The sequence below is a fragment of the Sulfuricurvum sp. genome (assembly GCF_028688295.1).
Classification (GTDB): Bacteria; Campylobacterota; Campylobacteria; order Campylobacterales; family Sulfurimonadaceae; genus Sulfuricurvum.
Genome location: NZ_JAQTYM010000003.1, coordinates 48,764 through 69,070 on the forward strand (window position 1 = coordinate 48,764; position 20,307 = coordinate 69,070).

23 protein-coding genes are annotated in these 20,307 nt (G+C 42.9%); 21 read left to right on the forward strand and 2 right to left on the reverse strand.

Going from position 1 to position 20,307, the window contains the following annotated elements:
- The first annotated feature begins 20 nt into the window (after positions 1-20).
- The 13 genes from lpxC (at position 21) to PHR02_RS01825 (ending at position 11,759) form a co-directional block, all read left to right on the forward strand.
- Positions 21-905, forward strand: a complete 885-nt coding sequence (gene lpxC, locus PHR02_RS01765) for a UDP-3-O-acyl-N-acetylglucosamine deacetylase (RefSeq protein ID WP_299988060.1) — start codon at positions 21-23, stop codon at positions 903-905.
- Positions 898-1,350 (forward strand): hypothetical protein, encoded by a 453-nt coding sequence (locus tag PHR02_RS01770; protein WP_299988063.1) that lies wholly within the window; start codon positions 898-900, stop codon positions 1,348-1,350. Before lpxC ends, PHR02_RS01770 begins: the two co-directional genes overlap by 8 nt.
- A gap of 9 nt (positions 1,351-1,359) precedes the next feature.
- On the forward strand, positions 1,360-2,241 hold the full coding sequence (gene thrB / locus PHR02_RS01775; protein ID WP_299988067.1) for a homoserine kinase: 882 nt from the start codon (positions 1,360-1,362) through the stop codon (positions 2,239-2,241).
- A gap of 50 nt (positions 2,242-2,291) precedes the next feature.
- Positions 2,292-2,516 carry a DUF448 domain-containing protein gene (locus PHR02_RS01780; RefSeq protein WP_299988151.1) on the forward strand — a complete coding sequence of 75 codons (225 nt, stop codon included), beginning with the start codon at positions 2,292-2,294 and terminating at the stop codon, positions 2,514-2,516.
- Positions 2,509-5,037, forward strand: coding sequence for a translation initiation factor IF-2 (gene infB / locus PHR02_RS01785; protein ID WP_299988154.1), 2,529 nt, complete (start codon positions 2,509-2,511; stop codon positions 5,035-5,037). Before PHR02_RS01780 ends, infB begins: the two co-directional genes overlap by 8 nt.
- Positions 5,034-5,399 carry a 30S ribosome-binding factor RbfA gene (gene rbfA / locus PHR02_RS01790; protein ID WP_299988069.1) on the forward strand — a complete coding sequence of 122 codons (366 nt, stop codon included), beginning with the start codon at positions 5,034-5,036 and terminating at the stop codon, positions 5,397-5,399. Before infB ends, rbfA begins: the two co-directional genes overlap by 4 nt.
- Complete coding sequence (locus tag PHR02_RS01795; RefSeq protein ID WP_295013869.1) at positions 5,389-5,820, forward strand: ribosome maturation factor RimP; 432 nt, start codon at positions 5,389-5,391, stop codon at positions 5,818-5,820. The genes rbfA and PHR02_RS01795 overlap by 11 nt, the downstream gene beginning before the upstream one ends.
- A complete protein-coding gene (ribD, locus tag PHR02_RS01800) occupies positions 5,820-6,827 on the forward strand; it encodes a bifunctional diaminohydroxyphosphoribosylaminopyrimidine deaminase/5-amino-6-(5-phosphoribosylamino)uracil reductase RibD (RefSeq protein ID WP_299988074.1) in 1,008 nt (335 codons plus the stop codon). Before PHR02_RS01795 ends, ribD begins: the two co-directional genes overlap by 1 nt.
- A gap of 8 nt (positions 6,828-6,835) precedes the next feature.
- On the forward strand, positions 6,836-7,546 hold the full coding sequence (gene ubiE / locus PHR02_RS01805; RefSeq protein WP_299988077.1) for a bifunctional demethylmenaquinone methyltransferase/2-methoxy-6-polyprenyl-1,4-benzoquinol methylase UbiE: 711 nt from the start codon (positions 6,836-6,838) through the stop codon (positions 7,544-7,546).
- 35 nt (positions 7,547-7,581) lie between these two features.
- Positions 7,582-9,549: an RNA-binding domain-containing protein gene (locus tag PHR02_RS01810; RefSeq protein ID WP_299988080.1), complete on the forward strand. Its 1,968-nt coding sequence runs from the start codon at positions 7,582-7,584 to the stop codon at positions 9,547-9,549.
- A gap of 11 nt (positions 9,550-9,560) precedes the next feature.
- The gene (gene xseA, locus PHR02_RS01815) at positions 9,561-10,823 is read left to right on the forward strand and encodes an exodeoxyribonuclease VII large subunit (protein ID WP_299988083.1); all 1,263 of its coding nucleotides are present in this window, start codon (positions 9,561-9,563) and stop codon (positions 10,821-10,823) included.
- A 70-nt stretch (positions 10,824-10,893) separates the two neighbouring features.
- On the forward strand, positions 10,894-11,397 hold the full coding sequence (locus PHR02_RS01820) for a hypothetical protein (protein ID WP_299988086.1): 504 nt from the start codon (positions 10,894-10,896) through the stop codon (positions 11,395-11,397).
- Between the two features lie 68 nt (positions 11,398-11,465).
- Complete coding sequence (locus PHR02_RS01825; protein WP_299988089.1) at positions 11,466-11,759, forward strand: nucleotidyltransferase domain-containing protein; 294 nt, start codon at positions 11,466-11,468, stop codon at positions 11,757-11,759.
- 139 nt (positions 11,760-11,898) lie between these two features.
- On the opposite strand, the gene sppA is transcribed toward PHR02_RS01825, so the two are convergent.
- Positions 11,899-12,768, reverse strand: coding sequence for a signal peptide peptidase SppA (gene sppA / locus PHR02_RS01830; protein ID WP_299988092.1), 870 nt, complete (start codon positions 12,766-12,768; stop codon positions 11,899-11,901).
- Positions 12,768-13,979, reverse strand: coding sequence for an aminofutalosine deaminase family hydrolase (locus PHR02_RS01835; protein ID WP_299988094.1), 1,212 nt, complete (start codon positions 13,977-13,979; stop codon positions 12,768-12,770). The genes sppA and PHR02_RS01835 overlap by 1 nt, the downstream gene beginning before the upstream one ends.
- Before the next feature lie 161 nt (positions 13,980-14,140).
- Here PHR02_RS01835 and aroQ point away from each other — a divergent pair, with 161 nt between their 5' ends.
- The 8 genes from aroQ to fliY all read left to right on the forward strand — a co-directional run bounded on the left by aroQ (position 14,141) and on the right by fliY (position 20,305).
- Positions 14,141-14,629: a type II 3-dehydroquinate dehydratase gene (gene aroQ, locus PHR02_RS01840; RefSeq protein ID WP_299988096.1), complete on the forward strand. Its 489-nt coding sequence runs from the start codon at positions 14,141-14,143 to the stop codon at positions 14,627-14,629.
- Entirely contained in the window at positions 14,629-15,114 is a 486-nt protein-coding gene (folK, locus tag PHR02_RS01845) for a 2-amino-4-hydroxy-6-hydroxymethyldihydropteridine diphosphokinase (protein WP_299988098.1), read from the forward strand. The genes aroQ and folK overlap by 1 nt, the downstream gene beginning before the upstream one ends.
- A gap of 19 nt (positions 15,115-15,133) precedes the next feature.
- Complete coding sequence (gene flhF / locus PHR02_RS01850; RefSeq protein ID WP_299988101.1) at positions 15,134-16,402, forward strand: flagellar biosynthesis protein FlhF; 1,269 nt, start codon at positions 15,134-15,136, stop codon at positions 16,400-16,402.
- Entirely contained in the window at positions 16,399-17,271 is an 873-nt protein-coding gene (locus PHR02_RS01855) for a P-loop NTPase (RefSeq protein WP_299988104.1), read from the forward strand. Before flhF ends, PHR02_RS01855 begins: the two co-directional genes overlap by 4 nt.
- 71 nt (positions 17,272-17,342) lie before the next feature.
- Positions 17,343-17,666: a hypothetical protein gene (locus PHR02_RS01860; RefSeq protein WP_299988107.1), complete on the forward strand. Its 324-nt coding sequence runs from the start codon at positions 17,343-17,345 to the stop codon at positions 17,664-17,666.
- Positions 17,663-18,355, forward strand: coding sequence for an RNA polymerase sigma factor FliA (locus tag PHR02_RS01865; protein ID WP_299988109.1), 693 nt, complete (start codon positions 17,663-17,665; stop codon positions 18,353-18,355). Before PHR02_RS01860 ends, PHR02_RS01865 begins: the two co-directional genes overlap by 4 nt.
- The gene (gene fliM / locus PHR02_RS01870; protein WP_299988112.1) at positions 18,355-19,452 is read left to right on the forward strand and encodes a flagellar motor switch protein FliM; all 1,098 of its coding nucleotides are present in this window, start codon (positions 18,355-18,357) and stop codon (positions 19,450-19,452) included. The genes PHR02_RS01865 and fliM overlap by 1 nt, the downstream gene beginning before the upstream one ends.
- The gene (fliY, locus tag PHR02_RS01875) at positions 19,442-20,305 is read left to right on the forward strand and encodes a flagellar motor switch protein FliY (protein ID WP_366141159.1); all 864 of its coding nucleotides are present in this window, start codon (positions 19,442-19,444) and stop codon (positions 20,303-20,305) included. Before fliM ends, fliY begins: the two co-directional genes overlap by 11 nt.
- Positions 20,306-20,307: the final 2 nt, after the last annotated feature.

The window sequence follows — 20,307 nt, forward strand, 5'->3', positions numbered from 1 at the left end:
TGGTAAATAAGGAATTAACAATGATGCAGACAACGATTGGTAAAAGTGTTGAACTAGTAGGGATCGGTTTGCATCGAGGCTCTCCGGTAAAATTGAGACTTGAGCCGTTGGCTGCGAATAGCGGTATTGTATTTTACCGTAGCGATGCAGGGGTATCTATCCCTTTGATTCCTGAGAATGTTGTTGATACAAAAATGGCAACGGTAATCGGGCGTGAAGGTGTTACTATCTCAACTATTGAGCATATGCTCTCCGCGATTTATGCGTATGGTATCGATAACTTACGTGTTATTGTCGATGCCGATGAAGTGCCGGTGATGGATGGCTCATCCATGAGTTTTTGTATGCTCCTTGAAGAAGCTGGTATCATACCTCAAGATATGCCAAAAAAAATTATGCGAATCAAAAAAGAGGTTATTGTTCAAGAGGGGGATAAATACGTTAAATTGATCCCCTCCAATGACATGAATTACGATTTTACGATCAAATTTTCCCATCCCGTCATTGATAAACAAAGCTATGTTTTAGCGTTTACCAAAGAGAACTATAAAAAAGAGATTGCCCGCGCACGGACCTTTGGATTCGTACACGAAGTGCAATACCTCCGATCCAAAGGGCTCGCCTTGGGCGGAAGTTTGGAAAATGCGGTGGTGTTGGATGACAAAAAAGTGCTCAACCCAGAAGGGTTACGTTTCGGGGATGAGTTTGTTCGTCATAAAATCCTCGATGCTATCGGGGATATGTCGCTGATTGGGATGAATTTTATCGGTAACTACGAAGCGTTCGCGGGGAGTCATGATCTCAACCACAAATTGACGTTGGAGCTTCTTAAAGATCCGGCAAATTATGAGATTGTTGAACTCGCGTACACTGAGTCAAAAGAGTTGGCAAAAGCGTATGCATGATGCCCTCGTGATCGCGCTCGGTTCTCCTGTTCTTGTAGGCATTTACAAAGAAGGAGCGTTAGTCGAAGAGATTAAAAGTGATGGTATGAGTTCGGATGTATTGGCTGAAATTTTCGATTCTTTATTAAAAAAATACTCTTTTTCTCATTTGATCTATGCCAAAGGTCCCGGGAGTTTTATGGGGATCAAAGTTACCTATCTTTTTCTCAAAACCCTCAGTATCACGAAAAAAGTTCCCCTTTTGGCAACGGATGCGTTCTTTTTTAACCAAAATAGTCCCATCAAAGCAGTTGGAAAGCTCTATTTTGTTAAAAATAGCTCAACCATTGAGTTAGAACCGTTGGTCTCACCTGAGATTACCGCCTTTGAACTCCCCCATTCTATCGATATACAAAATTTTGATTCGGATAATCTCCCTTATTATGGGATTGATGCCGTAGGATAAGGAAATAATTTGTTCGTTAGTGTACCTGCAACGAGTGCGAATTTAGGACCCGGATTTGATTCATTAGGGCTTGCTGTTGATTTGCGTAACCAAGTAGAATTGGTGCCGTCACGTTTTTTTGCCGTTTCCATCAAAGGTGAGGGAGAAAACAACCCTCGCCTTAAAGGAAATAATCTTTTCGTTTCTATTTTCAATGAGCACTATCGCCGTTTAACCCAAAAACGCCAAAATTTCAAATTTACGTTTTACAACCAAATCCCGATGTCGCGCGGTCTAGGTAGTTCATCTGCCGTTATCGTTAGCGCTATCAGCTGCGCCCATGAAGCAGCAGGAGTAAAAGTTTCCAAGCGTCGCATACTCAATCATGCCCTCGTATATGAGAGTCATCCTGATAATATTACCCCCGCAGTAATGGGGGGATTTAATGCAGCTATGGTGGAGAAGCAAAAGGTTTTTTCACAGCAAAAACATCTCCCTGATTATCTCAAAGCGGTGGTTGTTATCCCTAACAAACCGATCTCAACTGCTAAATCGCGCACGACACTCCCTAAATCGTATAGTAAAGAGAATGCTGTCTTTAATCTTTCCCATACTGCGGTGACAGTGGGGGCTTTCTTTAATGAGGATTGGGAGATGCTTCGTCTCGCGACCCAAGATCGTTTTCACCAAAAAGTAAGGATGAAGATGTTGCCTGAACTCTTTGCCGTGCAAAAAATGGCATACGATAACGGGGCATTGATGTCTACATTATCAGGTAGTGGATCGACATTTTTTAACATGGTTTATGACCAAGATGCCCAGATGTTAGCCGATAAATTCAAATCGGAATTTACCGATTTTGAGATCAAAATCTTAGGTTTTGACAATGACGGTTTAGTTGTCGAACGATAACTAAGGAAGTATTGGATATAATGGCGCAAAAGTTACATCAGCCTATACGCATGTGCGTAGTTTGTCGTGAGCGCTTCGCTCAAGAAGCACTTTTACGCCTTCAGTGTCGCAATGGGTCTTTAGAACCTTATGCCTACGAAGGGAGAAGTTTTTATATGTGCCGATCTTGCATCGATCATAAAAAAACTCCGGGTCAGTTGTCCCGTCAATGTAAAAGCGGCGCTAGCATAGAGCTAATGAATCGGTTAAAGGAGATCATCGTTAATGATGGATAAAGTTAGAGTTCATGAAATTGCCAAGGAACTTGGTATCAATTCGAAAGAGGTAGTGGATAAAGCAGCCGCAATGGGGCTAAACGTGAAAACTGCCTCAAGTTCGGTTTCGATCGAAGAAGCTGAGCAAATCATGAACTATATCATGAGCGGTGCATCCGTTGAGAGCTCTGCACCTAAATCTACCCCTAAACCTGCTAATGTAGAAGAGATTATTACAGTAGTATCCTCAACTGAAAAAGAATCACCAGTTCTTGTTGTTGAAGTTAAGAGTGAACCTGTTGAGGAAATTGTACCTGTTGAACCAGATGCTCCAAAGCGTTCAGGATTAAAAATCGTTAAGAAAAAGCGTCCTGTTGAAGAAGAAGTCGTAGCTCCTGCCCGTCAAGAAGCTACACATGTCTCCAGTTATGGCAAATTAAGTGAGCAGGCTCAACGTGAATTAGAAGCGAAACGAGCGAAAAAAACACAAAATAGCAGTTCACCGGTACAGAAAAAAGATCAAGGGGTTCGCCTTGATATTTTCGGCGGCGGAATCTCCGATGTCTCTATGGACTATGAGCAAGATCAAGTTGTTTTGATGGACTTCAACGATTTGGGTGCTAATTTGCCACCGGAAGAAGAGCAAAAACCGAAAGAGAAAAAACCGATCGGTCGTAACGCGGGTAAAAAACAGGGTGCTAATCGTGGTAAACCACGTCAAGTATCTCGTGAAGCTCGTAAACGTTACACGAAAGATGCTAAAGAAGATGAAGTTATTACTCACGTTGAAATCGCAGAAGATGTCCGTGTTTATGAGTTTGCTGAAAAAGTAGGTCAGACTATCTCTGCGGTTATTAAAGTCCTTTTTGACCTCGGAATGATGGTGACTAAAAATGACTTCCTCGGTAAAGACGAAATCGAAATCTTGGCGAGTGAGTTCGGTGTCGAAGTAACCACCATCGATCCAAAAGATGCCTTTAATCTTGAGACTGCATACGATGAAGAGCACGAAGACAGTGAGGGTGCAGTAGAGCGTCCTCCTGTTATCACCATCATGGGTCACGTTGACCATGGTAAAACCTCTCTCCTTGATGCGATCCGTAATGCAAAAGTAGCCCACGGCGAAGCGGGTGGAATCACTCAGCACATCGGTGCCTACTCAGTAGAGCAAAAAGGTAAATTGATTACGTTCCTCGATACTCCGGGGCATGAAGCGTTTAGCGCAATGCGTTCACGCGGTGCACAACTTACCGATATTATCGTTATCGTAGTAGCGGCAGATGATGGGGTTAAACCTCAAACCCGCGAATCGGTTCAACATGCGAAAGAGGCTAAGGTTCCGGTTATTGTTGCGGTGAACAAAATGGACAAACCGGGTGCTAATCCCGATATGGTTAAAGCACAAATGGCAGAACTCGGACTTAACCCTACTGAGTGGGGCGGAGATGTCGAGTTTGTCGGCGTATCGGCTAAAGCAATGACAGGTATCGATGAGCTTTTAGAGGCGATCTTGCTCCAATCCGAAGTGATGGAACTCAAAGCAAATCCTGATGTTATGGCAAAAGCGGTTGTTGTTGAGTCTACATTGGAAAAAGGTCGTGGACCGGTTGCTACCGTTATCGTTCAAAACGGAACATTGCGCGTCGGTGATAACATCGTGTGCGGCGGGGCTTATGGACGCGTTCGAGCACTTATTAGTGATCGTAAAGCACAGCTTCAACACATCGGACCGAGTCAAACCGCGGTTGTTGTAGGACTCAGTGACGTACCGCCATCAGGTGAAGTGATGATGGTGATGGAGAGTGATCGTGAAGCGCGCGAAGTAGCACAAAAACGTGCCGAGTATGATCGGCACCGCGAACTTTCATTGAGTACCAAAGCATCGTTTGATGATTTGACCTCATTGATCGCTGAGGGTCGTATTAAAGCCCTTAAAGTCGTTCTTAAAACCGACGTTCATGGATCTCTTGAGGCGATTAAATCGGCTCTTGCAGAGTTGCGTAACGAAGAGGTAAAAGTAGAAGTTATCTCTAGCGGTGTCGGTGGAATCACTGAAAATGACATTGCATTGGTCAACAACAGCGAAAACTGTGCACTACTCGGATTTAACGTACGTCCTACGGGTAATGTTAACGCGATGGCTAAACAGATGGGTGTAGAGATCAAAACCTACTCTATTATTTATCAGTTGATCGACGATGTTAAATTGTTGCTCGGCGGCATGATGGCACCGCAATTTAGAGAAGAGAACACTGGACAAGCCGAAGTTCGTGACACGTTCCCAATGCCTAAAGGCTCAGGAACTATCGCAGGATGTGTGGTTGTTGACGGTAAACTCGTACGCGGCGGAATGGTTCGCGTTATCCGTGAGGGTGTTGTTATCCATGAAGGTGATCTTACGTCACTCCGACGTTTCAAAGACGATGTCAAAGAGGTTGGTAAAGGGATGGATTGTGGTGTTGTTCTCAACGGCTACACCGATGTCAAAGTGGGTGACGTTATCGAAACCTTCAAAAAAATCGAGACAAAAGTATCCCTGTGACGCCGGCACAAATAAAAATCAAGCGAACGGAATCGATTCTCAAAGAGTTGATTCCCGAAGCGATCAGCCAACTCTCCGATGCGCGTGTGCGTGAAGTGGATGTAATCGATGTCCATTGTTCCCGCGGACGAAGCGATGCAAAAGTCTATCTTGATCCTCATCACTACACTCCGCAAGAACAAGCCGCCTTTTTAAAACTGCTCGAAAAAGCGCGCCCGATTATCGAAGAGCATTGTATGAAAGATCAAGGGTGGTTTCGTAGCCCCCGTATGACCTTCGTGTTTGATGATACCCTCAAACGAAGTCAAAATATCGAGGCGTTGTTCGCCCAAATCGCCAAGGAGAAAAAAGATGAGTCTTGAATCTGACATCAAAAAAATGGTTGAATCTATCGGCTTGTCTCTCTACGATACTGCCGTACTTAATGAAAATGAGAACACAATTTTTCGTGTCAGTGTTACCGCTCCTGGTGGAGTAACGCTCAACCAATGTGCTGAACTCACCCATCTTATCAATCCATTATTAGACGTTACCTCTCCGGTAAGCGGTGAATACCGTCTCGAAGTAAGCTCACCCGGCATTGAGCGTCGTCTCAAAACACTAGAGCACTTTATCCAATCAGTGGGTGAAAAAGTTGCTTTGAGTACCATTTCTAAAGAGAAATATGAGGGTGAAATGATCGGTGTCGAAAACGATGAGATCATTTTAATGACCAAAGAGAACGGTGAGCAAAAAATCCCTTTCCGCTCAATCAGCAAGGCTAAAACCTACTTCGAGTGGTAATGAAAACCACCGCACTTCATGCTATGAAACTCGCGCTCGAAGCAGCGTGGGAGTATCAACTTCTCACTTTCCCTAATCCTGCCGTCGGTGCAGCGTGTATTTCTTCGGATGGTTCAATCCTCTCTCTCGGTGTGCATAAAATCGCGGGTGGTCCCCACGCCGAAGTTTATGCACTGCGGAATGCCTATACGATTCTCTCAGGGGATAGCACTATTGCTACTAGCGATGATTCCCACGCCATACACGATTACCTCAGAACTCATCATAACGGCATTTTTAAAACGATTTCTATGGCGGTGACGCTGGAGCCGTGTGCTCATAGTGGAAAAACCCCCTCATGTGCATTGCTCATCCGAGATTTAGAGATTCAAGAACTTTTTATCGCGTGCAAAGACCCTAATCCTGAGGCTGCGAATGGGGAAAAAATCCTCGAAGATGCAGGGATTAAATGTACTTTTGGGGTGATGGAGAGTGAGGGGAATGCTCTATTGGCCCCTTTTATCCAGTGGCAAACCAACCCTTTTGTATTTTTTAAATGGGCACAGCGTCTCGATGGGACGATTGATAACGGAACGATCAGCTCACAGAGCTCACGCGTGCATGTTCATGCCCTACGTGATAAATGCGATTTGATCGTGATCGGCGGTAATACAGTGCGACAGGATCGCCCGACACTCGATGCACGACTGGTCAATGGAAAAGCTCCCGATGTGTTGATCTATTCACATAATGAAGAGTTTGATCGATCAATCCCCCTTTTTCATATCCCTAATCGTCAAGTTTTTATCGCCTCAGATTTGGAGCGGATAAAGGAGTATCGACTGGTGATGATCGAAGGGGGTGCAGGGATGTTTAGCGCAACCCGTGATACGAGTGATTGGTATCTAAGTTACATTGCACCCAAAATCGGCGGGGGATCACAGAGTCTTGGAGTCATACAAGAGGATTTTGAGGTACTGCACGCTAAAATCACCGATAATATTATCCTTTGGATGAAAAAGAAGTAGGAATTTTTATGACCAAACAAGAAAAAATCGTCTCGATGTTCAACGATATCGCCCCAACGTATGACCGTGCCAATCGGGTACTTAGTATGGGTGTCGATACCTTTTGGCGTCGCAAAGCATGCGATTTAGCGTTTGGTTATTGCTCCACAAAAGCTATGGATTCGATAGTCGATGTTGCATGCGGTACGGGTGATATGATGGGATACTGGAAACGTCGTGCCGATAAAGCGGGCATCGCTGTGGCTGAAATCGTCGGGGTTGATCCTAGTGAGGGGATGGTCGGTGTCGGGCGCGAGAAATTTCCGACGATGTCATTTCACATTGCACCCGCAACCGAGCTTCCAAAACCGGAAACTTCTGCTGATATCATCAGTATCTCTTACGGCATCCGTAACGTCGTTGAACGCCAAGCAGGGTTACGCGAATTTAACCGTGTATTAAAAACGGGGGGATTGGTAGTTATCCTCGAATTTATGAAAAATGAAAATCCATCCATGCTCGGAAAGGTGCGTGATTGGTACATGAACAATGTCCTCCCACGTATCGGCGGTTTGATCTCTAATAATTATGAAGCGTACCGCTATCTCCCCGATTCTATTGAAGGCTTTTTAACGGTTGCCAAGATGAAAGCCGAACTCGAAGAAGCGGGATTTGAGATGCTCTATACCAAAAGCTTTTCGATGGATATTTCGACGTTGATGATTGCCCGTAAAAAGTAGGTAGTATTGTCCAAGTTGTAGGTTAAAGGAATAAAATGCTTAGCATATCTTCGCTTGATGATTTACAATGGTTATCTGAATCTGTAGAGCTAGAATGTAAACTTGCTATTGGGCAAGATGGACGTGGAAAACTACCTGAAAGTTTTTGGGAAACGTACAGTGCTTTTGCTAATACTCATGGCGGAGTTGTTATACTCGGGGTTAAAGAAAAGCATGGAGTATTTGAGCCAAAAGGTGTACCAGATGCAGAAAAAGTATTAAAAGAACTTTTTGACAATCTTAACAATCCTAAAAAAGTAAGTCATAATCTCATATTAGACAAAAATATACAACGCTTGCCTATTGATGAAGCAGAAATTATAATCATTGATATTCCCCGTGCAACACGTCATCAAAAACCTGTATTTCTAAATGCTAATCCTTTTGGAGGAAATACCTATCGACGTCTTCATGAAGGTGATAGAAGATGTGATGATGAAACAATAAAACGAATGTTAGCCGAACAAGTTGAAGACATTCGGGATAGTAAAATTTTAGATGGATATAATCTTGATGATATCGATTTGGAAAGCTTACGCATTTATCGTCAGATGTTGAGTGATCGTAATCCGACACATCCGTTTCTTGATTATGATGGACTTGAATTTTTGAGACAACTTAATGGTTGGAGGCAAGACCGCCAGACAAAAGAAGTAGGTTTAACCATAGCAGGCTTGTTGATGTTTGGTAAATGGCCTTCAATTCAAGAAGCGATGCCACATTATTTTATCGATTATCAAGAAAGACCTGAAGCAAAAACGGAAAAACGGTGGGTAGATCGTATTGTCCCAGATGGGACATGGTCGGGAAACTTATTTGATTTTTACCGTAAAGTCTATCGTAAACTTGTTGCTGATTTGAAGACCCCTTTTGAACTCAAAGGAGATCAACGACGTGAAGATACTCCAGTACACGAAGCACTACGAGAAGCGTTAGTAAATACTATTGTTCATGCAGATTATTCAGGAAGAATTTCTATTTTAGTTGTTAAACGACCTGATATGTTTGGATTTAGAAATCCCGGTAATTTACGTCTTCCGATTGAACAAGTAATGCAAGGTGGAGAGAGTGATTGTAGAAATCGATTAATGCATCAAATGTTTCTTATGATCGGACTTGGAGAACGCGCAGGTTCAGGAGTTCCAAAAATTTTTGGCGGATGGAAAAGTCAAGAATGGCGTCCTCCTTTTTTATATGAAAAAGATGAACCAGAACAAACATTACTTGAGCTTCGTATGATCGATTTATATCCAACCGAAGTAATAGAAGTTTTACGGCGTATGTTTGGTAAAAATTTTGATAGTTTAAATCAATTAGAACGTACTGCAATGATAACTGCTGTTTTAGAAAATGTTGTTACACATAATCGGTTACTTGAGCTTGTCTCTGATCATGCTCATGATATATCCATGGCATTGCAGAAATTAGTGAAAAATGGATTTTTAGAGTCTTCTGGGAAGTCACGAGGTACTGTTTATGTATTACCTGGCGTACAATTGCCAACACCAGATGATGTGTTTACTCATAATTTACCTCAGAGGTTAGGAATATCCGAAGGTAGCTTAGGAATATCCGAAGGTAGCTTAGGAATATCCGAAGGTAGCTTAGGACAATCTGGTGTAATTCGAGATGAAGAAGGTAGGTTGATAAGTGATCATTTGGATGCACCAGTCATTGATGATGTGAGATACATTGATCCTGAATATTTGAAATTTTTATTATCTATGGCAGAAGAAACTACAGATGGACGTTTGCCGAAACAAGTTATGAGAAGAATCATTCTCGATATTTGTTCAGGTCAATATATACCGTTATCAGTTTTGGCGTATTTTCTCAATAGAAGTCCTGACGCTTTACGTAAGCAACATTTGACTGAGATGGTACGGGATCGTCAACTAGTATTGGCATTTCCAGCAACACCTACTCATGAAAAACAAGCATACAAAGCAACCGATATAAAATAGTGGGATAGAAGATGTCAAATGCAATGTTAAGTGTCTCCTCGCTGAATGAACAGATCAAAACTCTTTTAGAGACCTCCTTTGAATTCGTCAGTGTCGAGGGGGAACTCTCCCGCGTTACCAAACACGGTAGCGGACACATCTACTTCACCCTCAAAGACAACGATTCCGCGATCAAATGTGTCATGTTCAAGGGCAACGCTGCACGCTTGAAATTCTCTCTCGAAGAGGGGGCTCATATCATCCTACACGGGGCATTAAGCCTCTACAAACCGCGTGGCGAATATCAGATCAATGCATTTAGTGCCGAACCTTACGGTGCGGGGGCTTTGGCGGTAGCGTTCGAGCAACTCAAACAAAAGTTAGAATCAAAAGGGTACTTCGATCTGACACGCAAAAAAAGCTTTCCTAAATTCCCCCAAACGATTATTTTAGTCACCTCCGCGACAGGTGCCGCATTGCAAGATATGCAGAGCGTCGCATCTGGGCGATGGCCGCTGGTCAAACTCATCGTATTGGATGTATTGGTTCAGGGTTCGAGTGCGGCGGGACAGATTGCCGATGCTTTGCGTTATGCCGATACGCTGAATGCGGATGCGGTCGTTGTGGGACGAGGCGGTGGAAGTATCGAGGATTTATGGGCGTTTAACGAAGAGATTGTTGCAGATGCACTACATACAATGAAGACTCCAGTAATGTCAGCGGTGGGTCACGAGATCGATTGGGTAATCAGCGACTACGTGTGCGATATGCGCGCACCGACACCGAGCGCCGCGATGCAGATGCTTTTACCCGATCAAAACGAGCTATCTCAGAGTATCGATGAGATTCGATACAGTGCTTATGGGATGATTACTCAACGTTTGGAGCGTAAACGTGAACAGCTCCTCTCGATGCAAGAGGCATTTAAACGTCACGGAGTAGAGTATCGTTTAGAGGTACAAAGCGAGCTAGTTAAAGAGCTGCGAGAACGTTTAAATCGACAGATGACACAACGCTTAGATCAAAGCCGACGGGAGATTACTCCGTTGATGGAGCGGTTAACGCAGAGCATCGAATCGACATTGCGACAAAAGCAGTTTATGATTACACAGCTCACTGAAGGGTTTAATACCAATCATCCCAAAAATAAAAACAAAAGCGGATTTGCACAGATCACCCGTGAGGGGAAAGTGATCGATTTGGATACACTCTGTGTCGGGGAACGGTTTGATGCGATGAATGATCATTGCGTTGTTTGCTCCGAAGTTAAGAGTATTCTCCATATAGGTGATTAAGAGGGAATTTGTAAAGAGTAAGCAAAGTTTTATGATATGATTGTTTGTGAAATTAATAAAAAGGTCAATTATGAGATTAGAAGATATTTACGAAATTTTAAAAACTTCAGTAAGAGTAGATTATTACATTCCAGAAAATCATGAATTAGTATTTGTTTATAAAGATAATATTTCATTCTCAATATCTAAAGAATCGGAAGAAAAAGTTTTTGAAGGAAATTTCTTTTTTAATTCAGATGGGAGTGAAATAAATGATCTCGCTCCAGCAGATGAGCTCGTCAAAGAATTATGTAGATTGAAAAATTTTCCAGAGACGTATAAAAATATTTATAGTCAAGTATGGAGTTTGAAATATAATGGACAAGTAATTTATACAATAGAATGTGGAATGGTTAGAAATCTTAGTTCTCTACATGCAGCATTTCCTTTATCTTTAAATATATTTGACTATGAAATGAATTTTATAGAAATTTGTAATGAATATTATGGATCAAGTACTATGCAGATTGCAAAAAGTATAATTAATTCACGAGTGATAGTTAATAAATCTACTTATCAGGATTTTGAATTATAAAAAGGAACTGAAATATTTCTTCGTTTTCAAGGTACAATATCACTATAAAATCAATAAAATTGAATGAGATGACAAAAAACGAAATTCTTGAAATACTCAAAGCTTTAAAGCCCCGTTATCAGCAAGACGGCTTGATCCTCGTCGGATTGTTCGGCAGTTTTTCGCGGGGTGAAGAGAAGAGTGATAGCGACGTCGATATTGTCTATGAGATCGAAAAAGGAAAAACTTTTTCGATGTTTAAATATCTCAAATATCTCGCTGATCTGGAAAAATATCTCAATCATAAAGTCGATTTAGTCAGGGCTGAAACCATCAAAAGTGATTTAAAACCTTATATCTATAAGGACATGATTTATGTCTAGGGATTGGAAGATGATTTTGTAGTCTTTGAAGAGACGATAGAACAAATAGCGAAAAAATATTTGGATTAAACGACTGGATTCCCGATCAGGTCGGGAACCTCGTAGAGGTACTTGTGCCCTTTAGGTATGACGCAGAAAATTATTTCAATGTAACAGGTGGAAAATACATATGAGCTAAACTGGCTCCCTCTGCCGCGAACCGTTTGAAAAATTTATCCATCGGGTCTTCTTTATTCCACACCGGATCGGTTACTTTACTGAGAACTTCGACCCGTTTTTTCGCGTCGTACTCGACACCGATGCTATCGACCAACCCCACTTTTTTCGCCTGAGCGGCGGTAAAGATATGAGCGTTAGCGTATTCGGTGCTTTGGTTTAGATCGAGGTGGCGTGCACGTGCGACATCGCCTACGAAGAGATCATAGGTTCCGTTAATCACTTTCTCTAATTCGGCACGCTCAATGTTACTCCATTGACGTTCCATGGTTCCTACTTGTTTATACTCTCCGGCATGGACGACTTGTGTTTTTACCCCTACTTTTTCCATTAGACCTGATACGTCTGCCCCTTCGATAATGACACCGATGGAGCCGATCATACTCCCTGGATTGGCGATGATCTCATTTCCCCAAATCGCGGAGTAGTATCCGCCGCTTGCCATGATCCCTGCCGCATAAACAACCGTTGGTTTTTTTTCACTGAGTCGTTTGATGGCGTAAGCGATCTCAACAGAGGGGGCAACGGCTCCGCCGGGGGAGTCGATACTGAACAATACCCCTTTTACATCGTCGTTTTCACTTGCTTCATCGATCTGCTCAACGATAGGAGTTGCATCTAAAATTGGTCCTGTGAGGGCGATCTTTTGGAGATTATGGGGGGTGATTCCCTCATCACTAGAGGGGAGAATGAGCCAAAGGACAAAGAGGACCAAAACGGTTGCTTTGAAATGCCCTTGGATAAATCGTAGTCCGGTAGCCATGCAGCTACCGATTTTTTTAACAAATTCCATCATTGTATTTTATCTCCATTGATATAGATCGATTCGATGGTATGCGGCTGAGTAATCAAATGGATCGGCAGTTGATCATTGATTGGATAGCTGACCCGCATCACCAGAAAATCGGCATCGAAAGTTGTAGCGATTTTACCACAATTGAGTTGCAATGCTTCTGCCGCATGGGCGGTGACGCTTTGCCATAGTTGTTGTGCGAGGCTTAGTAAATCCTCATTTGGGTGGATAAAGAGGGCAATTTTCATCTCTTCGAAGAGATCGAGGGCATAGTTGGAACTTAGTCCGTCGGTGCCGCAAACATAACGGATGGTGTTCTCTTCTAGAGATTTCAAATCGAGTACCCCGTTGCCCAGTAGGCGGTTGGAGATAGGACAATGGATAATTGTGTGATTTCCCTGGGCGATCAGGGAAAGCTCTTTATCCGAGGTTTGAACCGCGTGGGTAAAGAGGGTGGGAATGTCACGAAAATAGCTCAAAAATTCCTCCGCCGTATTGGCGGCTTGAGTCTGTTTGAGAAAGTTTTGGAAAAACGGTGCAAAGGCTCCGTTATTGCTATCGAGCCATTCACGTTCAGCAGGACTTTCGAGTAAATGAGCCGTAACACGAAGATGTTTTTCGCGAGCATATTTAAGCGCTTTTTGGATCAAGATACGATGAACGGAGTAGGGAGAATGGATAGCCATAGAGGGGTAAAAACCATCACGTTTTAGCTCTTGGGAGGCAAAAAGACGCTCTTGAAAATTGCCATACAGGGCATCTGCCATCATAGGGTCGGAGCCGATAAGTTCGTTGAAAAAGACAACCTTTTGAGGTGCTTTAAAACACGGTTCCAAATCAAATCCATACGAACTAACGGCACCGAATGCGGTGATACCGTTGGTGAGCATGGTTTTGATCGCTTTCGATGTACACGTCTCATCACACTCATTGATTAGCTCATCGCGCGCGGTGATAACACTAGATAACCAAGGCATAAACTCACCGTATGTGAGTGTGGAGAGGTTGGCACTGAACTCCAAATGGACATGAGAATTAATAAGTCCCGGAACCAAAACGGAACCTTCGCCTAACTCAGTACATTGCTCGCCGTAACGAGAACGCAGTTCATCATTCGGGGAAACCTCGATAATGGTTTGTTCATATACGATACCGTGATCACGAAGGATCACTCCGTTGGAAAAAAGTGTGTCACAGAGGAGGATTTGCACAAGAGATCTTTCATACTGATTTTAAAAAGATAAAGTATAGCGCAATGAGGAATAATCTCCCTTTATAGGGAATGAGTTGAGACAAGATTTAAGCGATTTAGTTCCTTATAATATAGAACCCCTTATAATCTATCCTTAAAATACCAATCAAGGTTTAATCAATGAAAATAGTCGTTATCCAAGGGCCAAACCTCAATATGCTGGGAGTTCGTGAACAACAAGTATACGGACCGATGCGTTTAGAGCAAATCCATGCACAGATGAAAGAGGTCGCAACCCAAAACGGGATCGATATCGAGTTTTATCAAAGCAATCTAGAGGGTGAGATCGTTGATCGTATCCAAGAGTGTTACGGCGATGCGGACGGGATCATCATTAACCCTGCTGCCTATACCCACACCTCTATCGCGATTCGCGATGCGATCAGTGCAGTGAACCTTCCGACGATTGAAGTTCATATCAGCAACATCTACCGCCGTGAAGAGTTTCGCCAAAAAAGTATGACGGCTCCGGTATGTACCTCTTCGGTGATCGGTTTTGGACCGTTTGGCTACCACTTGGCAATGGTGGGGATGATGCAAATCCTCAGTGAGATCAATGCGATGCGTCAAGCGCAAGCAGGAGCACAACAAGGTGCAGAAGAAGAGTAATGGCGCTGCGTCGTAAACTGGACGAGAGACATAGTGTTTATGTCGATCGTTATTTCCCAAAAACACTCTCTAAAGCTGATGGGTATCGTTACCGCGTTGTTTTAGGGGTTGGGGGAAACATCGGGGATACGCGTCGTCGAATGAATCATCTTTGGCACTATTTGGGGAGATTACCGCAGATATGTAGAATCCGAAGCGGGGTGATACTGCGAAATCCCCCTTTTGGGTATCTGGATCAAGGTGATTTCGACAACACAGTGATCGAGATCGGAACCTCATTGGAACCAAGAACATTGTTGCGGTTGATTTGGCGGATTGAAAAGCGTTTTGGGCGGTGTCGCAGTTTTGCGAATGCGCCGAGGACGTTGGATTTGGATATACTATTCTTTGCAAATCGTAACGTTCGAACCAAAGAATTGTCTATCCCTCATCCTCATTGGAATGAGCGTCTTAGTGTGACGATTCCGTTAGAAAGTTTGGCTTGAGAGAGCATACGGAGATATAATGAAAATCTTGACATTTAGCGGTGCCACCCCTGCTGAAGCGCTGAAAAAGGCGCAATTAGAGGTCGGTGAAGAGGCGATGCTGATCGAGACACGCGAAGTCCAGAAAAAATCATTGGGCAAAAGTGCTTTGTATGAGATTGTTGTAGGGATTGAAGAGAATGCTATGCCAGTCTCTAAACCAAAGCCAAAAAACAACGAACCGTTTATGAAACAACGCCCTTTGGCACAAAAAAGCAGTGATGTTCTTTATAATATTTCTGAAGCGGCAAAACAAATTTCTAAAATTGCTGAAGTGACCGAAACAGATCGACCGACACGACAAACCCCTCCCGCTGAGAGTGAAGATTTAAAACGGATCAAAGAGGAAATTGAAAAACTAGGCGATAAAGTTAAACTGATCCAAAATATGTTTTGGGATGAAAAATCTCCGAAAACATCAGCTCCTATTCCTCCTGAATTTGCTGAAATTTATCGTCTTGCTCTCCAAAGTGGTATGGATCAAAGTCATCTTGATGAGATTATGCAGTTGACGTTGGAGCACATGCCCTCTAAAATGAGAGAAAGTTCAGAGACCGTTAAGCGCTATTTTCAAGTATTGATGCGAAAAATGATTCCGGTACGCCTCGAAACAGCTCCAAAATTGGGGAGTAAAAAAGTGATTATGCTCGTCGGCCCTACGGGAGTCGGAAAAACAACTTCTATTGCAAAACTTGCTGCGCGCTTTTCGTATTTGCTCGATAAAAAATATAAGGTGGGATTGGTCGTTCTCGATACCTATCGTATCGGAGCAGTAGAGCAGTTGATGCAGTATGCGCGGATGATGAAATTAGGGATTGAGACGGTGGTTGATCCGCCGGAGTTTTCGAGTGCACTGAATGCTCTGCGTTACAGTGATTATATTTTGATTGATACTATGGGTTCCTCTCCGTACGACAAAGGAAAGATTGAAAAAATCTATGAGTGTCTGCGTGGTAACGATACGGAGTATAGCGTCGATGTCGTTTTGGTGATGCCAAGTTCGATCAAATACGAAGATCTTAAAGCGACGTATGACAATTTCGCTCCTCTAGGGATCGATACGATGATGTTTACTAAACTAGATGAAACTCGGGGGTTTGGAAATCTTTTTTCACTTGTTTATGAGACGAAAGTTCCTATCAGCTATTTTTCGGTTGGCCAAGAGGTTCCCGAAGATTTAGTGGTGGCTACCAGTGACTTTTTGGTGGAATGTCTGATGAACGGTTTTGGAAAAAGTGAGCAAAAATGAGTCACCAAGCCTCTAAACTCGAAGCATTGGTCAACCAAAATCGAAATATGAGCGCTAAAAAAACGCGGTTCATCGCCATTACAAGTGGGAAAGGGGGCGTTGGTAAGAGTACCATAAGCTCCAATATGGCATATCTTATGGCGAAGTATGGGCTTAAGGTAGGCATCTTTGACGCCGATATCGGCCTTGCTAATTTGGACGTCATGTTCAACGTAAAAATTCACAAAAATATTTTACACGTGCTCAAAGGGGAAGCAAGAGTAGAAGATATTTTGATACCGATTGAGAAAAATCTCGTCCTTATCCCCGGCGAGAGCGGTGAAGAAATTTTTAAATACGCATCAGGCGGATTATTCGAGCGGTTTATGGAGCAAGCGAATGTTCTGGATGATTTGGATGTGATGATTATTGACACAGGTGCGGGAATCGGGGAACATATTCAGCTTTTTTTGCGCGCATGTGATGATGTGATCGTTGTTACCGTCCCTGATCCGGCGGCGATTACCGATGCTTATGCAACAATTAAGATTACCGCAAGATTACGTAATGAGATTAATGTTATTATGAACCAAGTACGATCATCAAAAGAGGCTGAAGGATTGTTTGAAAAAATTCATAAAGTGGCACAAGCGAATATCGGTGGCGGATTAATACTTAATTATCTCGGACAAATTACCAGTGACACCAAAATTTCAAACTGTATCAAAAAAAGGGCATTATTTACACGTGAGTATCCGACGGCTACCCCGACAACGGAATTAGAGCAGATTGTTAAGCGTATCGCAAAAAAACTGGAACGCAATGTGCTAGTAGATCCCAAAGAGAGCGGGTTAGGCGGACTGTTTAAACGTTTGATGGAACATTTTTAACTCAATAATTAAACCAATACGGCGCTAAGTCAGTTTGGTATTTAAGTACTAAAAGAGAAGGGTAAAAAGATATGCGGGGCTCAAATTTTGTCTCATTTTTAACGGTACAAGGTTTTTTCATCGGTATCGTTTTTGGGATATTAAAAGCGAGTTCTGCGGAAAGTTTTTTAGGCTTTGTTCTTCTTATAACGGTCTTTTTTTATCTTTTTTCCCATTTGTGTGTTGGATTTTTTTTCCAAACATTGGGAGTTAAGTCGAACTCTTTTCCCAAAGCTTCACATGAACATAATCTGGATTTTTTTGTTCGTGAGATTAATAAGCGGGAACAATTTATCGATGCTTTTTATACCCATAAGGCAGATTTATTAGATGATAATGGGCGGAGACCAGAATGAGCGGCGCAAATGTTTATTCTCAGGAATTAAAACATCGTGAAGATCAACTCGCCTTGCAGTATCTTCCTGCGGTCAAAGCGATGTCGTTTCGTCTAAAAGAGCGTCTTCCAAGTTCAATTGATTACATGGATTTGTGCGCGATCGGAACCGAGGAATTGGTGAAATTGGCACGTCGTTATGACGAAGCTCAGAATGATTCTTTTTGGGGATATGCGAAGACGCGTGTGTATGGCGCAATGCTCGATTATCTCCGTTCACTTGATACAGTAAGCCGTTCGAGTCGGAGATTGATCAAAGAGATTGACAGCGCAATCGAAATTTACATGGCGGAACACGATGATGAACCGAGTGATGATGAACTCGCAGTTATTTTGGGAATTGAAGTCGAAAAAATTCATGATGCGCGGATTGCTTCGGATATTTACACGGTAATGCCGTTGGATGACCAGTTAGGGACTCCAGAGGAGAGCGGTATGCTTGAGAGAATAGAGCATGAAGATTTGGTTGAAGCCATCCAAAAGGTTTTGATGAGCTTTGAAGAGCGGGAACAAATCATTATTCAGCTCTACTATTTTGAGGAACTAACGCTAAAAGAGATTAGCGAAATCGTTAACATCACAGAATCACGTATTTCACAAATTCACAAATCGGTCATCAGGCGGATTAAAGATGCAGTAGGAGGGCAATAATGGCTGATATTTTATCCCAAGAAGAGATTGATGCCCTTTTAGACGTTGTGGATGATGAGGGGGATAGTGCTCTAGAATCAGGAGATGACTCCCTCTTTTCACAACGTCAAATTACACTGTATGATTTTAAACGTCCAAACCGTGTATCCAAAGAGCAACTACGTGCTTTTCGAGGAATTCATGACAAGATGGCCCGTTCCATCGCCTCTCAGATTTCGGCGATTATGCGCTCCATCGTTGAGATACAGCTCCATTCGGTCGATCAGATGACCTATGGGGAATTCTTGATGTCACTTCCCAATCCGACCAGTTTTAACGTTTTTTCGATGAAGCCGTTAGAAGGAAACGGTGTTTTGGAGATCAATCCCTCTATTGCGTTTCCGATGTTGGATCGTATTTTGGGCGGAAAAGGTGAACCTTTCGAAGCCAATCGTGAATTTTCGGATATTGAACTCTCTTTGTTCGAAACAATTTTACGGGTAATGATGGCGACACTTCGAGAAGCATGGGGCCCCGTGACCGATTTATACCCACAGGTAGAGTCAAAAGAGTCAAGCCCGAATGTTGTACAGATCGTTGCTCAAAATGAGATCGTTGTTATGGTCGTTATGGAGATCATTATTGGACACAGTTCGGGGATGATGAATATATGTTATCCTGTTATCGCATTGGAGCCGGTATTGCCGAAGCTTGCCAGTCGTGATTTGATGCTTAACGAAACCAGTGCGAAAAAAAGCCGTAATCAAGAGCTACAAGTCCTCCTAGGGGGAGCTCATGTGAATATTGAAGTCAATCTTGGTGAAGCGGAATTAAGCTTACATGAGTTACTGGAATTAGGTGAGGGCGATATAATACGGCTGAATATTCCGGCGGATGATGTGGTAAATGTAAGTGTTGATGGTAAAGAACGCTTCGTCGGTCATATGGGACTACGACGATTTCGTAAGTCGATTCAAATTACCTCGATTATTGATACGGAAAAAGATGCAGTTAAGCGTGCGCTTAAAGAGTTTGAAACGAAACGTAAAGCACGTATCAGCGGTGTAAAAGAGATGATTCGCGGGCCATTAGAAGATGAGGAGAATGATGATGAGTGATTTTGCAGGAGTATTTGCAAGCGAGGCAGTTGCCACGATTGAGGGGTTAACGGGTCAGGCACCTTCTATTGCTCTTAAAGAAGCTGAAGATATCTCGATTGTCTCTAATGTTATCCCTCCCATCGCGTTAATCCACGTCAGTTTTAGCGGCGATGCCTCAGGAAAAGGGATCATAATGATGCCTCCTCAGCTCGCGACTGCATTGGGTGACATGATGCTCGGTGGTGATGGTGAGGGCAAAGACGATATGTCCGATGAAGATTTAGATGCGGCAAAAGAGATTGTTTCAAATATTGTTGGAGCTATGAGCACCACATTCTCTTCTCAAAAAGAGCTCCCTAAATTTACGATCAAACCTGAACGTGCAGAGTTTATCGCTGAAAATGGCGAGGTTAGTCTCGATGCGTTCAGCAAAATGTTTGTTTTTGCTTTCACCTTGGGCTCTATTAATTCTTTGATGATGTTCGCTATTGATGCTGGGATTAATACTGCTTTGAGTGGAAATAAATCTTCTGTAGCCCCTACGGCGACGGGGAGTATTTTTGATGAACCCTCCATCGAACCGGCGGTAAAACTCGAAGAGGGTGAGATGAAAAATATCTCTCTCATTATGGATGTTAAACTTCCTGTTCGCGTCCGTATCGGAAAGAAAAAAATGCTCCTAAAAGATGTCCTTAGTATGGATATCGGATCGGTTATCGAACTTAACCAACTGGCGAATGATCCACTCGATATTTTAGTAGATGATCATGTGATTGCTCAGGGCGAAGTGGTGATCGTAGATGGGAATTTTGGTGTTCAAATTACCTCTATCGGAACCAAACGGGATCGTCTGAATAAACTCAAAGGGTAGAA